The sequence below is a fragment of the Hydrogenophaga sp. IBVHS1 genome (assembly GCF_002127265.1).
Lineage (GTDB): Bacteria > Pseudomonadota > Gammaproteobacteria > Burkholderiales > Burkholderiaceae_C > Hydrogenophaga.
The window spans coordinates 648,922-663,945 of the sequence record NZ_NFUU01000003.1 but is presented as its reverse complement, the minus strand read 5'-3'; the positions used below and the strand labels follow the sequence as shown (position 1 = coordinate 663,945).

General features: G+C 62.6%; 14 protein-coding genes. 13 read left to right on the top strand and 1 reads right to left on the bottom strand.

What is annotated here, in order from left to right; genetic code table 11:
* Positions 1–12 precede the first annotated feature (12 nt).
* The 13 genes from CAP37_RS21010 (at position 13) to CAP37_RS20950 (ending at position 12,407) form a co-directional block, all read left to right on the top strand.
* Positions 13–447 carry a glycerate kinase gene (locus CAP37_RS21010; RefSeq protein WP_086127195.1) on the top strand — a complete coding sequence of 145 codons (435 nt, stop codon included), beginning with the start codon at positions 13–15 and terminating at the stop codon, positions 445–447.
* A gap of 52 nt (positions 448–499) precedes the next feature.
* Positions 500–1,450 (top strand): branched-chain amino acid transaminase, encoded by a 951-nt coding sequence (locus CAP37_RS21005; RefSeq protein WP_086126872.1) that lies wholly within the window; start codon positions 500–502, stop codon positions 1,448–1,450.
* A 10-nt stretch (positions 1,451–1,460) separates the two neighbouring features.
* Entirely contained in the window at positions 1,461–1,670 is a 210-nt protein-coding gene (locus tag CAP37_RS21000) for a zinc-finger domain-containing protein (protein WP_086126870.1), read from the top strand.
* A 99-nt stretch (positions 1,671–1,769) separates the two neighbouring features.
* Positions 1,770–2,840: a dTDP-glucose 4,6-dehydratase gene (rfbB, locus tag CAP37_RS20995; protein WP_086126867.1), complete on the top strand. Its 1,071-nt coding sequence runs from the start codon at positions 1,770–1,772 to the stop codon at positions 2,838–2,840.
* Positions 2,837–3,733: a dTDP-4-dehydrorhamnose reductase gene (gene rfbD, locus CAP37_RS20990; RefSeq protein ID WP_086127193.1), complete on the top strand. Its 897-nt coding sequence runs from the start codon at positions 2,837–2,839 to the stop codon at positions 3,731–3,733. Before rfbB ends, rfbD begins: the two co-directional genes overlap by 4 nt.
* Positions 3,730–4,620, top strand: coding sequence for a glucose-1-phosphate thymidylyltransferase RfbA (gene rfbA, locus CAP37_RS20985; protein ID WP_086126865.1), 891 nt, complete (start codon positions 3,730–3,732; stop codon positions 4,618–4,620). Before rfbD ends, rfbA begins: the two co-directional genes overlap by 4 nt.
* Complete coding sequence (gene rfbC, locus CAP37_RS20980; RefSeq protein WP_086126862.1) at positions 4,617–5,156, top strand: dTDP-4-dehydrorhamnose 3,5-epimerase; 540 nt, start codon at positions 4,617–4,619, stop codon at positions 5,154–5,156. The genes rfbA and rfbC overlap by 4 nt, the downstream gene beginning before the upstream one ends.
* Before the next feature lie 26 nt (positions 5,157–5,182).
* Positions 5,183–6,481, top strand: a complete 1,299-nt coding sequence (locus CAP37_RS20975) for a nucleotide sugar dehydrogenase (protein ID WP_086126859.1) — start codon at positions 5,183–5,185, stop codon at positions 6,479–6,481.
* 9 nt (positions 6,482–6,490) lie between these two features.
* On the top strand, positions 6,491–7,444 hold the full coding sequence (locus CAP37_RS20970; RefSeq protein WP_086126857.1) for a Gfo/Idh/MocA family protein: 954 nt from the start codon (positions 6,491–6,493) through the stop codon (positions 7,442–7,444).
* Between the two features lie 30 nt (positions 7,445–7,474).
* Positions 7,475–9,340: an acyltransferase family protein gene (locus CAP37_RS20965; protein WP_086126855.1), complete on the top strand. Its 1,866-nt coding sequence runs from the start codon at positions 7,475–7,477 to the stop codon at positions 9,338–9,340.
* Between the two features lie 6 nt (positions 9,341–9,346).
* Positions 9,347–9,925, top strand: coding sequence for an acyltransferase (locus tag CAP37_RS20960; protein WP_086126852.1), 579 nt, complete (start codon positions 9,347–9,349; stop codon positions 9,923–9,925).
* A gap of 21 nt (positions 9,926–9,946) precedes the next feature.
* On the top strand, positions 9,947–11,038 hold the full coding sequence (locus tag CAP37_RS20955; RefSeq protein WP_086126850.1) for a DegT/DnrJ/EryC1/StrS aminotransferase family protein: 1,092 nt from the start codon (positions 9,947–9,949) through the stop codon (positions 11,036–11,038).
* Positions 11,039–11,066: 28 nt separating this feature from the next.
* Positions 11,067–12,407 carry a lipopolysaccharide biosynthesis protein gene (locus tag CAP37_RS20950; protein WP_086126847.1) on the top strand — a complete coding sequence of 447 codons (1,341 nt, stop codon included), beginning with the start codon at positions 11,067–11,069 and terminating at the stop codon, positions 12,405–12,407.
* A gap of 11 nt (positions 12,408–12,418) precedes the next feature.
* On the opposite strand, the gene CAP37_RS20945 is transcribed toward CAP37_RS20950, so the two are convergent.
* Complete coding sequence (locus CAP37_RS20945) at positions 12,419–14,980, bottom strand: glycosyltransferase family 39 protein (RefSeq protein WP_086126844.1); 2,562 nt, start codon at positions 14,978–14,980, stop codon at positions 12,419–12,421.
* Between the last annotated feature and the right edge of the window lie 44 nt (positions 14,981–15,024).

The following is a 15,024-nucleotide window of genomic DNA, read 5'->3' as shown; positions in this document are numbered from 1 at the left end:
AAAATGTCGGCCATGCAGAAGCTACAGAAACCCCTCGTGATCCTGGCGGCCGGTGCGCTGCTGTACATGGCGCACCGCGCCTATGGCTGGCCAGGCCTCGCCGCCGCCGGTGGCGGCCTGATGATGTGGCTGCTGCTGCATGTGACGCGCCTCATGACGGTGCTCAAACGCGCAGCCAACCAGCCGCTGGGCTATGTGGCCAGCGCCGTGATGCTCAACGCCAGAATGCGCCCGGGCCTGACCCTGCTGCATGTGACGGCCCAGACAAAATCGCTGGGCGAGCGACTCTCGGAAGAAGGTGTGGAGCCCGAGGTGTACCGCTGGACCGACAACGGCGGATCGACCGTGACCGCCGATTTCCAGGGCGGCAGGCTGTTGCGCTGGAAGCTGGACCGACCCTCGCCCGAGGAAGCGTCCGTGAACGGAGAAGGCGCGTCGGCGCCGTAAAATCCTGGGTTTGGCAGCCGGCCTGCCGTTGAAAACCACCCAAAGGACCCCCATGAGCCCCATCGTTCCCTCGATGTCCGACCGCGACGGCAAGATCTGGATGGACGGCCAGATGGTCGACTGGCGCGACGCCAAGATCCATGTGCTGACCCACACGCTGCACTACGGCTGCGGCGCTTTCGAAGGGGTCCGGGCCTACAACGCGGTGGGTGGCACCGCGATCTTTCGCCTGGAAGAGCACACCGAGCGCCTGTTCAACAGCGCCAAGATCCTGCGCATGAAGCTGCCTTTCTCCATGGAAGAGGCCATGGAAGCCCAGAAGGCCGTGGTGCGCGAGAACAAGCTGGAGAGCTGCTACATCCGCCCGCTGACCTGGATCGGCGACAAGAAGCTGGGCGTTTCCCCGAAGGGCAACACCATCCACCTGATGGTGGCGGCGTGGGCGTGGGGCGCCTACCTGGGTGAAGAAGGGCTCAAGCGCGGCATTCGAGTAAAGACCAGCAGCTACACGCGTCACCACGTCAACATCACCATGACGCAGGCCAAGGCGGTGAGCAACTACACCAACAGCATCCTGGCCAACATGGAAGTGACCGACGAAGGCTACGACGAAGCCCTGCTGCTCGACGCCTCTGGCTTTGTGAGCGAAGGCGCCGGCGAGAACATCTTCGTGGTGAAGAACGGTGTGATCTACACGCCCGACCTTTCCGCTGGCGCGCTCAACGGCATCACCCGCAACACGGTGTTCCACATTGCCAAGGACCTGGGCCTGGAGATCGTGCAGAAACGCATCACGCGCGACGAGGTCTACATTGCCGATGAAGCTTTCTTCACCGGTACCGCCGCCGAAGTCACCCCTATCCGCGAACTCGACCGCATCGAGCTCGGCAAGGGCGACTACGCTGGCAGCCGCGGCCCCATCACCGAAAAGATCCAGAGCGCGTTTTTCGACATCGTGAACGGCCGCAATCCCAAGTACGCCGCCTGGTTGTCCAAGGTCTGAGGAACACGCCATGAGCCAAGCCGCCCCCATCGAACTCAAGGCCACCGACCTCAACGCCCACGGCGGGGTGTTCTGCCCCAGCCCGCTGGCCGACATGAAGCTGTGGAACAGCCATCCCAAGGTCTACCTGGACGTCGCCGCCACAGGGCAGGCGAAGTGCCCGTATTGCGGCACCGTGTACCGCCTCAAGGCCGGCGAGACGGTTTCACACGGTCACTGAATGTGACAGCCCCGCCGCCGGACCGGGCGACGGAGCGAAGATAATGCGCGGTGGATACTCGGTCGGGCATCCACCCCCACGCAAATACAGGGAAGACTCATGATTCTGGTCACTGGTGGCGCCGGCTTCATCGGCGCCAACTTCGTGCTCGACTGGCTTGCGCAGGATGACGAGCCCGTCGTCAACCTCGACAAGCTGACCTATGCCGGCAACCTCGAGAGCCTCTCCAGCCTGCAGGGCGACGCGCGCCATGTGTTCGTGCAGGGCGACATCGGCGACAGCGCACTGGTGTCTGGCCTGCTGGCCACCCACCGGCCGCGCGCGGTGGTGCACTTCGCGGCCGAGAGCCATGTCGACCGCTCCATCCACGGCGCCGAGGATTTCATCCAGACCAATATTCTGGGCACCTTCCGGCTGCTGGAGGCCGTGCGCGCCTACTGGGGCGCGCTGCCCGAAGCAGACCGTGCGGCCTTCCGCTTCCTGCATGTCAGCACCGACGAGGTGTATGGCAGCCTGGCGCCCGACGCGCCCGCCTTCACCGAAACGCATGGCTTCGAGCCCAACAGCCCCTATTCAGCGAGCAAGGCCGCCAGCGACCACCTGGTGCGCGCCTGGCATCACACCCATGGCCTGCCGGTGCTCACCACCAACTGCAGCAACAACTACGGCCCCTACCATTTCCCGGAAAAGCTCATCCCGCTGATGATCGTGAACGCCCTCGCGGGCAAACCCCTGCCGGTGTACGGCGACGGCATGCAGGTGCGCGACTGGCTCTACGTGAAAGACCACTGCAGCGCCATCCGCTGCGTGCTGAAGGGGGGCCGGCTGGGTGAGACCTACAACGTGGGCGGCTGGAACGAGCAGCCCAACATCGAGATCGTGCGCATCGTCTGCAGCCTGCTCGACGAGCTGCGCCCACGCGCCGATGGCGCTTCGTACACCACCCAGATCACCTACGTGAAGGACCGCCCGGGCCACGACCGGCGCTACGCCATCGACGCGCGCAAGATCGAGCGCGAGCTGGGCTGGAAACCCGCCGAAACCTTTGCCACCGGCATCCGCAAGACGGTGCAGTGGTACTTGGAGCATCCTGGGTGGGTGGAACGCGTGCAGAGCGGTGCTTACCGCCAATGGGTGCAGGCGCAGTACGGCACGCCCGCCACCGCATGAAGATTCTGTTGCTCGGCAAGGACGGCCAGGTGGGCTGGGAGCTGCAACGCAGCCTGGCCCCGCTGGGTGAGCTGGTGGCGCTGGATCGGCGCGATGCCGACCTCTCCCAGCCCGATCAACTGCGAGAAACCGTGTTGCGGCTGCGCCCCGCCGTGGTGGTGAACGCAGCGGCCTACACCGCCGTGGACAAGGCCGAGAGCGAGCCCGAGCTCGCCCATGCCGTCAACGCCCTGGCCCCCGGCGTGCTGGCCGTGGCTGCCGACGAGGTCGGCGCCCTGATGGTTCATTTTTCCACAGACTACGTGTTCGATGGCAGCGGTGATACCCCGCGCTCGGAGACCGCTACGACCGGCCCGCTCAGCGTGTACGGGCAGACCAAGCTGGAGGGCGAACAACGCATTCAGGCTGCCTGCGCCCGCCACCTGATCCTGCGCACCAGCTGGGTCCATGCCGCGCGCGGCGGCAACTTTGCCCGGACCATGCTGCGCCTCGCCAAAGAACGAGAAGAGCTCAAGGTGATCGACGACCAGATCGGTGCACCCACCGGCGCCGACCTGATCGCCGACTTGACGGCCCACGCCATTCGCCAGGCCGTGCGCGACCCTGCCTGCCTGGGCACCTGCCACCTGGCTGCCGCCGGCGAAACCTCCTGGCATGGCTATGCCCGATTCGTGCTCGAAACGGCGCGCGAACTGCAACCCGAGCTGACGCTGCGGGCGCGCGAGGTTCTTCCCATTCCCACCAGCGCCTACCCCACGGCCGCCCGGCGCCCACTCAACTCCCGACTGGACACCACCCGCCTGCGCCAGACCTTCGGGCTCAGTCTGCCGCGCTGGGAGACGGGCGTGCGGCGTATGCTTGCCGAAATTCTCGGACCCACAGGACAAAAATGACCCTCCAGCGCAAAGGCATCATCCTCGCCGGTGGCTCCGGCACCCGTCTGCACCCGGCCACGCTGGCCATCAGCAAGCAGCTGCTGCCGGTGTACGACAAGCCCATGATCTATTACCCGCTGACCACCCTGATGCTGGCTGGCATCCGGGAGGTGCTGGTGATCAGCACGCCACAAGATACCCCGCGCTTTCAGCAATTGCTGGGCGACGGAAGTGCCTGGGGGATGAGCCTGCAATACGCGGTGCAGCCCAGCCCGGATGGCCTGGCACAGGCCTTCATCATTGGCGCCGACTTTCTGGGCGATCACCCCAGCGCCCTGGTTCTGGGCGACAACATCTATTACGGCCACGACTTCACCACGCTGCTGGCCGATGCCGACCGCCAGCCCAGCGGCGCGACCGTGTTCGCCTACCACGTGAACGATCCCGAACGCTACGGCGTGGTGGCTTTCGATGCCGCAGGCAAGGCACGCAGCATCGAGGAAAAGCCTGCAAAGCCGCAAAGCAACTACGCTGTGACCGGCCTGTACTTCTACGACGAACAGGTGGTCGACATCGCACGCGCCGTCAAGCCCAGTGCGCGAGGCGAACTGGAGATCACGGCGGTGAACCAGGCCTATCTGGATCGCGGCCAACTGAGCGTGCAGATCATGCAGCGCGGCTACGCCTGGCTCGATACCGGCACGCACGACAGCCTGCTGGAGGCCAGCCAGTTCATCGCCACACTGGAGCACCGCCAGGGACTGAAGATCGCCTGCCCCGAAGAGATCTCCTGGCGCAACGGGTGGATAGACCGCGCGCAGCTCGAGAAGCTGGCGCAGCCTCTGGCCAAAAATGGGTATGGGCAGTATCTGTTGCGGCTGCTGAATGAACCGGTGCTGCGATGAACGTCACGCCCACCCGAATTCCCGACGTGCTGATCATTGAACCCAAAGTGTTCGGCGATGCGCGGGGCTTCTTTTTCGAGAGCTTCAACCAGAGAGCGTTCAACGAAGCGACGGGGCTGGACTTGAGCTTCGTGCAGGACAACCACAGCCGCAGCACCCGGGGGGTGCTGCGCGGCCTGCACTACCAGGTGCAGCAGCCGCAAGGCAAATTGGTGCGCGTGGTGCGCGGCGCTGTGTTCGATGTCGCGGTCGACATCCGCAAGGGCTCGCCAACATTTGGACAGTGGGTGGGCTGCGAACTGAGCGAGGACAATCAACGCCAGCTCTGGGTGCCTCCGGGACTTGCCCACGGCTTCCTGGTACTGAGCGACACGGCTGACTTCCTCTACAAAACCACCGACTACTACGCGCCCCAGCATGAGCGCTGCATCTTGTGGAACGACCCCGGCGTCGGCATCAAGTGGCCTGAAGGTGTGCAGCCGATGCTGTCACCCAAGGACCAACTGGGCGCATTTCTCAGTGCGTCCGACATCTGAATCTTCTGCGTCTCATCGATCTGTACATGAATCTGCATCAAAAGAAAATCGCTGTGATCGGCTTGGGCTATGTCGGCCTGCCATTGGCCGTAGAGTTCGCCAAGCACCGCCCTGTGCTGGGCTTTGACATCGACGCTCATCGCGTGAACGAGCTGCGGCAAGGCCGTGACCACACTCTTGAGTGCAGTCCACAGGAGCTGGCCCTGGCCAAACATCTGCTCTACAGCTGCGATGCCGAAGAACTTCGAGACGCCCAGGTTTTCATCGTGACGGTGCCCACCCCAGTGGACAAAGCCAATCGGCCTGACATGACGCCGCTTGTAAAGGCCAGTGAAACGGTGGGACGCGCGCTCAAGGCCGGCGATCTGGTGATCTACGAATCCACTGTTTATCCTGGCGCCACAGAAGAAGTCTGCGTCCCCGTGCTGGAGAGCCAAAGTGGTCTTGTGTTCAACAAGGACTTCTTCTGTGGTTATAGCCCGGAGCGCATCAACCCTGGCGACAAGGTCAACACCCTGACCACCATCCGAAAGATTGTCAGCGGCAGCACCCCGGAGGTAGCGACCGAGGTCGACGCCCTCTATTCGCAGATCATCAAGGCAGGAACATGGAAGGCGAGCAGCCTGAAGGTGGCCGAGGCGGCCAAGGTCATCGAGAACAGCCAGCGCGACCTCAACATTGCCTTCGTCAACGAGCTCTCCGTTATCTTTGATCGCATCGGCATTGACACGCTTGAAGTCCTCGAAGCGGCGGGGAGCAAGTGGAACTTTCTGCCCTTCAGGCCTGGCATGGTGGGCGGGCATTGCATCGGCGTGGATCCCTATTACCTCACGCACAAGGCGGAAGAGCTTGGCTACCACCCGCAGGTGATCCTCGCGGGACGGCGCATCAATGACAACATGGCGCGCTACGCGGCGCGCAGCATCATTCGCCGCATGCTGAAGAACGGTATCGACGTGGCACGCAGCACTGTGGGCGTGATGGGCATCACCTTCAAGGAAAACTGCCCGGACATCCGCAACAGCAAGGTGGTGGATCTGGTGCGCGAGCTTCAGGGATGGAATGTCACGGTCGTGGTGGAGGATCCTTGGGCGGACCCGGCCGAGGTGTTTCGCGAGTACGGCATTCGATTGGAGAAGCTGGGCGCAGACCGTCCCGTCGATAGCCTCATCGTGGCCGTGGGGCACCAGCAGTTCAGAGAGCTGGCCCCCCACGCCTTGCGCTCAGTTTGCTCGCAAAGCCACGCTCCCGTCATCGGAGATCTCAAGAGCCTCTACGACCGCCATGCCCTGGACGCCCAGGGCTTCCATGTTTTCCGCTTCTGAAGCACCACTATGAAGAACTTCGCACTCATCGGCGCTTCAGGCTACATCGCACCGCGCCACATGCGCGCGATCAAGGACACGGGCCACCATCTGGCCGTCGCCTACGACATCAACGATTCAGTCGGCATCATTGACAGCATCTCACCGCAGAGCGAGTTTTTCACCGAATTCGAGCGGTTCCAGGAGTACGCGAACCAGCTCAAGCGGCAGCCTGAAACGGCGCTGGACTACGTGGCCATCTGCTCGCCCAACTACCTTCACCATGCCCACATCGCCGCAGGATTGCGGCTGGGCTGCGATGTCATTTGCGAGAAGCCGCTGGTGCCCACGCCGGAGCTGCTTGATGAATTGGCCCTGTTGGAACGCGAGACCGGACGCCGTGTATTCAACATCTTGCAGCTTCGCCACCACGACGCCATCCTGAAGCTCAAGGAAAAAGTGGCGGCTGCGCCAACGAACACGAAGTTCGATGTCCAGCTCACTTACATCACTTCGCGCGGACGTTGGTATGGAGAAAGCTGGAAAGGCGACCCACGCAAGGCTTTCGGCGTGGCCACCAACATCGGCGTGCACTTCTTCGACATGTTGCACTTCATCTTCGGCAAACTTCAGCGCAACGTCGTTCACCACAGTGGTGAGGCCAAGGCCGCGGGCTATCTGGAATACGAGCGCGCCCGGGTCCGCTGGTTCCTGTCGATCGACGCCAACGATCTGCCGGATGAGGTCAAGGGCAAGAAGACGACCTACCGCAACATCGACATCAGCGGGGAGCAGCTGGAGTTCTCCGAAGGCTTCACCGATCTGCACACCACCAGCTACCGCGAGATCCTGGCTGGTCGTGGTTACGGCGTGGAGGATGCGCGCCACTGCATCGAAACCGTCGACGTCATCCGCACGTTCATTCCCGTCCGCGCAGCCAGCGACGAAGGCCATCCTTTCCTGAGTCGGCTTCAACTCGCCTGAATTGCACGCGACAGGCCGTCGTTCAAGCACATGGCCGCCTCTCCGCCGAGTCATAACGTGCACGACATCAGGCTGGACATCCAGGGATTGCGCGCGCTCGCCGTCCTGGCAGTCATCGCTTTCCACCTCGACAAATCCTGGCTGCCGAGCGGATTTGTGGGGGTTGACATGTTTTTCGTGATCTCGGGCTTCATCATCTCGAGCCTGCTGCTGAAAAACGAAGGGAGGGTCTCCCTCTCAGGGTTCTACTGGAGCCGCATCAAGCGAATCGTGCCCGCCTACTTGGTCACCCTGCTCGTGTGCGCGGTGGTGGCGGCCATTGTGTTTCTGCCGCCCGATTTCGCGCTGTTCAAACGCAGCCTGACTTCATCGCTGAAGTTCACCAGCAACCACTTCTTCTCGAATTTCAAAGGCTATTTCGCGCCGGAAGCGCATGAACTTGCGTTGCTGCACACCTGGTCGCTGGCCATCGAGATGCAGTTCTATCTGCTGCTACCGTTGTGCTTCGTCCTGCTGCGCAGGCCCATGCTCACGCCACTGTTCCTGCTGCTGATCGTGGCAGGTCTAGCGTTTGCGCACTGGCAACTCGCCGACCCGGTGAGCTCGCGCGAAGCGTATTTTTCCTTGAGCGCACGAATACCGGAATTCCTGCTGGGCTCCCTGGTGGCGCTTCATGGCATCGGCAACGCGTGGACCGCCCGACAGCGCGCAAGCGCGAGCTTTTTCGGCCTGATCCTGATCGTGTCTTCATGGTTTTTCATTTCTGAGCAGCGTTTTCCGGGCCTGTGGAGCCTTTGGCCTTGCCTGGGTGTCATGCTGGTCATTGCGGGTCGCGCAGAGGGGCGGGCAACGAGATGGCTGATGTCGCCCTCGATGGTGTGGCTGGGTGGCCTGTCTTTCTCCCTTTACCTGTGGCACTGGCCCGTGCTTGCCTTCTTGCGTTACCTCACTCAGGCCTATGAACTCACCCCAGTGTTGTGGCTCTGTTTCAGTGGCATCACACTTTTGCTCTCCTGGCTCTCGTGGTCTTTCATCGAGACGCCCGCGCGTCGACTCCAGTTCAGTCGGCAGCGCTGGCCACGCTGGTTGCTGCTGGTCGCAATCCTGGTAGCACTCCCGCTGATGACGATCAATCGCTTGAACGCGTCCATCGTCAATCCCATGACGCCGTCCACCCTTCGCTACGCCGACCCCACACAGATCTGCCATGAACGCAGGGTGGGCGACTGCCTGCGCGGTGTGCCCGGTGCAGCGCCGCAGGCCTTGGTCATGGGCGACAGCCACGCGGCACAACTCAACCAAGCCTTTGACATCGCGGGACGAGAAAAGGGTTTCGCCGTTCAAGTCGTCTCGGCCAGCAACTGCGTGCCGATCAATGGCTTCGACCTGGACAGGATTCCCGTCTACGACCGCCAACCCTGCCAGAACCAGGCCCAGTTCATCAACGCGCTGCGGCCCTCGGTGCACACGGTAATCGTCGCCGGAATGTGGTCCCGGCACGCGAGCAGCACGCGCTTTCTCCAGGCCCTGGACGCGTTCTTTCAGGACACGGCCCGACAGCACCAAGCCGTCATCGTGCTGGCGCAGGTCCCCATGTTGCTGGGCAATCCGGTTCGTTCCGTCCGCTTCAACCAACTGGGGCTGAAATCCTCCATTGGCTCGTCCGCAGACGCAGAGACCGCCAACATGGTGATCCAGAAGCTAGCCCGGCCTTATCCCCATGTCCGCTTCCTGGACTATGGCGATGCGGAGTTTTTTCGCGCCAAGCCGTTCTACAACAACCAATTGATCTACATGGACCATCACCACCTGAACGAGCTCGGGTCCAGTACATACGGGCACCTGTTCGCTGCGGATATATATTCAACCCTTCAAACCAAGTCCCTTCAGCGTTGATCCAGCATGAGCTACACAGTCCACCCCAGCGCGATCGTCGATGACGGCGCTGTCATCGGCGCAGGTTCGCGCGTCTGGCACTTCGTGCACGTCTGCAGTGGCGCGCGCATCGGCGCCGGTGTCTCCTTGGGGCAAAACGTGTTCGTCGGCAACAAGGTACTCATTGGCGATCGCTGCAAGATCCAGAACAATGTGAGCGTGTACGACAACGTCACGCTGGAAGATGGTGTGTTCTGCGGCCCCAGCATGGTGTTCACCAACGTCTACAACCCCAGGGCGCTGATCGAGCGCAAGGACGAGTACCGCGAGACGCTGGTGCGACGGGGCGCCACCCTGGGCGCAAATTGCACCATCATTTGCGGAGTGACGGTCGGAGAATTCGCGCTGATCGGAGCCGGGGCGGTTGTGAACAAGGACGTGCCGGCCTACGCGTTGATGGTCGGCGTGCCTGCGCGCCAGATCGGCTGGTGCAGCCAGTACGGCGAGCAACTCGACCTGTCCTTGAATGGCAACGCCAGCACCACCTGCCCGCACACCGGCCAACGCTACCTTTTGGTGGACGGCGTCTGCCAGCTTGAACCCTGAACTTCACACCACGATTACGCCATGGACTTCATCGACCTCAAATCCCAGTACCAGCGCTTGAAGGCGGACATTGATGCCGGCATCCAGCGCGTGCTCGACCACGGTCAGTACATTCTGGGCCCCGAAGTGGGTGAACTCGAAGATCGCCTGGCTGCCTACACCGGCGCGAAGCATTGCATCACGGTTGCCAACGGCACCGACGCGCTGCAGATCTCCCAGATGGCGCTGGGTATCGGGCCCGGCGATGAAGTGATCACGCCCGGCTTCACCTACATCGCAACCGCCGAGACTGTGGCACTGCTGCGCGCCAGGCCGATCTATGTGGACGTCGACGCGCGGACCTGCAACCTCGATCCCACTCTGCTGGAAGCCGCCATCACGCCTCGCACCAAGGCCATCATTCCGGTGAGCCTGTACGGCCAGTGCGCCGACTACGACACGATCAATGCGATCGCCGAGCGCCATGGCATCCCGGTGATCGAGGACGCGGCGCAGAGCTTTGGCGCGACCTACAAGGGTCGCAAGAGCTGCAACCTGACGACCATTGCCTGCGCCAGCTTCTTTCCCAGCAAACCGCTGGGTTGCTATGGCGACGGCGGCGCCATTTTCACGAACGACGATGAGCTGGCGAAGGTGATGCGCCAGATCGCCCGCCATGGGCAGGACCGCCGTTACCACCATATCCGGGTGGGTGTGAACAGCCGTCTTGACACCTTGCAGGCGGCCGTGTTGCTGCCCAAACTCGCTGTGCTGGACGCCGAGATTGCTCAGCGTCAAGTGGTGGCCCAGCGCTACGCTCAGCTGCTGGCCCCTTCGAACGAATTGATCACACCCTGGGTGGAGCCGCACAGTGTGTCGGCCTGGGCACAGTACACCGTGCAGGTCAAGAATAGAGACAACGTGCAAGCCCGCCTCAATGCATCGGGTATTCCCACGGCCGTCCACTATCCCATTCCGGTGAACCGGCAGCCCGCTGTCGCCGACCCGAGCGCCGTGTTGCCGGTGGGTGATGCCGTGGCCGAGAAAGTCCTCAGCCTGCCCATGGGGCCTCACCTGTCGCAAGCCGATCAGGAGCGCGTTGCCGGTTGCCTGCAGACCCTTCAGGCCGCATGAAGAAAGCGGCCCACCGCCGCCCACTCGCATGAGTTTCCTGCGCTCCGTGGCGGTATTGGTGGGCGGCACCGCGCTGGGACACGGCATCACGGCTGCCGCGTTGCCCGTGTTGTCACGCCTTTACACCCCGGCAGACTTCAGCCTGCTAGCGGTCTTCGCCGGTCTGGTGTCCATCATTTCCGTGGTCGCCTGCCTGCGATTCGATGTCGCTGTCGCTCTGCCAGAAGAAGATGAGGAAGCGCTGAGGCTTCTTGCCCTGGCACTCGGCACGGCGCTCGCCTGCTCGTTTGTCGTGCTGATTGCCGTGCTGGTAGCGCCCAGCCGGATCGCACACTGGCTCAACCAGTCCGGGCTCCAGGCCTACCTGTGGCTGTTGCCCGTCAGCGTTCTGCTGGGGGGAGGCTACAGCGCGCTGCAGATGTGGTTCGTGCGCGAGAAGGCGTTTGCGCTGATCGCCAAAAGCCGCGTTGCGCAATCGACCGCGAGCGCGAGCACGCAGATTGCCTCGGGCGCGCTGGCGGTGGGGCCGGGCGGCCTCCTGCTTGGGCACACGATGAACACCGGCGCAGCATGCCTTTTTCTGGGCTACCGCCTGCTGGCTGACCACGCAACCCGTGCCGCCTTCAAGCGACTGACATGGCGTGAGCTTCGCCTGACCTTCCAGCGCTACGACCGCTTCCCCAAATACTCCACCTTCGAGGCGCTGTGCAACAGCGCTGCCATCCACCTGCCAGTGATCATGATCGCGGCTCTCGCCGCACCAACGGAAGCCGGCTACCTCATGCTGGCCACCTATGTCATGCAGGCGCCTATGGCCCTGGTAGGCGCGGCGGTGGGACAGGTGTACCTTGCCGGCGCCGCCCACAAGCACCGCCAGGGGCAGCTGGGCGAATTCACGGCAGAGGTGTTGGGCGGTTTGCTGAAAACCGGGATCGGTCCGCTGCTTGCCGTGGGCATCGTCTCACCTGCGATTTTCGGCCTCATCTTCGGTGCAGGCTGGGAACGTGCCGGCGTGCTGGTGGCCTGGATGACACCCTGGTTCATTCTGCAGTTTCTCAGTACCCCTATCTCAATGGGGCTGCACGTCACCGGGCATCAGCGACTGGCGTTTGCACTTCAGCTAGTCGGCCTGGCGCTTCGAGCTGGCATGGTTTGGCTGGCAGCGTCTCTTTCGCCGCTCCACGTATCGGAGTGGTATGCCGTGTCGGGCTTCCTGTTCTACCTGCTGTACCTGCTCACCATCCTGTGGCGCACCGGCCTGGACTGGAAGCGCTTTCTCGAATCGAGCCGCCATGCTGTGCCTGTATGCCTGGGATGGATCGTGCTGGCGGCCGCCATGAGCCTCCTCGTGTCCACGCTCCGGCCCTAGACGACCGAGCCTCAGCGAGCAGACTGGCCCTTCAATAGCCGCAGGTCTGCATGCTTGACGGTCAGCCGGGAGATACCGAGACGCTGAATGGCGACTCGCACATAGCGCGCTCCTTCCATGACGCGAAACCGGCGCTGGAATTTCAAATGAGGCACCTCAGAAGATAGGGCAAAGTCGCCCATCAGGTCACCTCGCCTGAGTTCGACATCCGGCGAACTCAACTGGCTGATCCAGATTCGAATGAAGCCATCGCCCTCCACATCCAGAGTGAATGTGTATTCCCCGCCCGGCTCAACCGCGATCGGCTCGTTTGCCGCGGGATCATGCGGCTGGCCTCCGCCCAGTTCCAATGTGTGACTGTAGCTGGCAGGCAGAAAAACCGAGGAAGAGTGGTTGGAATAGGGCAGGCCATCAACCTGTCGACCCATACTGCGGATGGCCAGTGAAAGGCGCCCAGTTCCCACACTGGGGTATTCGACCCAGGTCCTGCGGGAGAGATCCATCGACAGCGATCCCGCGCCGGGCGAGCCGGCATGGTCATCGGGCGTCAGTCGATACAGCTGGTGTGCATACACATCGCGCACCAAGGTGGAGAGGTCGGGTTGAGCCAGGACGGCCATCAAGGCAGAGTTGGAGACCGGTGGTATGAAGTAGTTAGGGGCCTGGACATACTCGATGCCCAGCTCCTTGAGCTTCGACACGAATCGAGCTGGATCACGTTCACCGTAAACCGGCACCATTTTCGGGTCGAGGTAGCTGACCATTCGCCGTTCTGTGTAGAACATGTCGGCGGGACGGATGGCCAGCAACTTCTTGTCAGAAGGCACATCGGCATGCAGGTTTCTGGCGATCCCGATGCCCGGAATGTTCTCTGCTGGATCATCGATGACCAGGTCGCCGAGATGCGCGAGGGTCCGCGGTGATTCGCCAGCGAACACCATGCCGTAAACCTGTCGGGGCATGAAGTCGGCCGCCAGGCCCTTCAGGTTGAACAACTGCCCCCACTGCACCAGATTGGCAAACAGCAGGAATACCGATGCATGAAAGGCCAGCGGCAGTGAGAGTGTCAGCTTCGTCACGAGCCGCTTCCCTGCACCGGTCCGAGGGCCCATCCAAACCGACCAGAACCGCGAGAAGACATCCGTCCAGCCGCAAGCCGCCACCACCGACACCGCTGGCACCGTCACCAGGAGATAGCGGTCGTTCTTGACCATCAGATCGGTGCCTACGGCCAGCGAAAGGAGCACGCCGGCGAAGTAGATGCCACAGATGCACAGGGACACCAGGGTCGGGCCCATCGGTTCCCACTGACTTCTCGGCGCACTGACGAGCTGGGACAGCCAGCGTCGCAATGTGCCCGAGAACAACAGGTATGCAATGGCCACCAGCCCCATCCAGAACACCAGTCCGAAACTCCTCAGGCTGAGCAGTCCTTTGAGAACCCCGTACTGAAGGCGCGTGCTCCAGTCATAGATGGAGCGGGCGTACTTGAAATAGCTGTCCCAGTCCAGGCTCGGCAGAGCAAACACCACCGGATTGTCCGAGATCACGGAGCCATAGATCGCCAGGTTGCGGCCGTAGGGAAAAGCGGCTACGCAGGCGATGGTCAAGAGGGCAATGAGAACAAACACCGTGGACGAACGCCACGCGCGAAGACCTCCCGAAATGATGACCGTTCCGACCAGGATGGGGATGTACAGAATGGCCTGGGAATGCGTCCACAAGGCGAGGCCGACCAGCAGTCCGGTGTAGATCGGCGCGCTCCTTCGCTCCGGATCGAAACCGATGAGTGCCAGCATCATCAACACCATGCCCGCCACGGGCAGGGCATCGATGGCTGCCGTCTGCGCGCCCACGGACAGCAATGGCGTGGTCATGAACAGCAAAGCCGCGACCCAGGCGGAGTTGCGCCCGTGCAAGCGGCCCAGGGCAAACACGCCCCAGGCGGCCGTCAGCATGAACCATGGCGCCAGGAACTTCATCAGCAGGGCATGTTTCGCACTTCCCTCCAGCACGTAGGTCAGATAGATCAGGCTGGTGTAGAGCGGCGGGTGGGTCCATGGTGCGAAAAAACCTGACGCTGCTTGGTCGGGGTCGAGCAGCGGATAGACACGCAAGCTGTGCGACTCGTAGATGGCACGCCCCACCAGACCGTATTCAAGCGAGTCGTTTTCCGTCAGGGGAAGTGCCAGCGCCAGGTACAAAAGGGCGCACACGCAGATTGCCAGCATCACCGCCAGCGACCATCCAAGAACGCCGCGAGGGCCAAAATATTCGGCTGCCACCACGTGCACGGTTCGAGGGGCACGGAACCTCAGCACCCCGCCGATCAGCGACAGCACAGCGCCGATGATCCCGAGGTGAGCGGAGGACGAAGCGCCATCGGCCACCAGAAGGGTGCCCACGGTCACCAGCCCCAGTAGAAACGGTGCCAATGCCGCCGCCAGCGGCCATCGCAGCCGGTGCTCGTGATTCGGGCTGCGCCAGGGCACCGCGCGTGCGATGCCGTCCCCGACAAAAGTGGACACCAGCACAAGCAGCGCCAACATGCTCCAGTCAACAGGGTGATTCATCGAGGCCTCTGGTCCGCTCGCAAGGAGCCTGTCGACACGCTCAT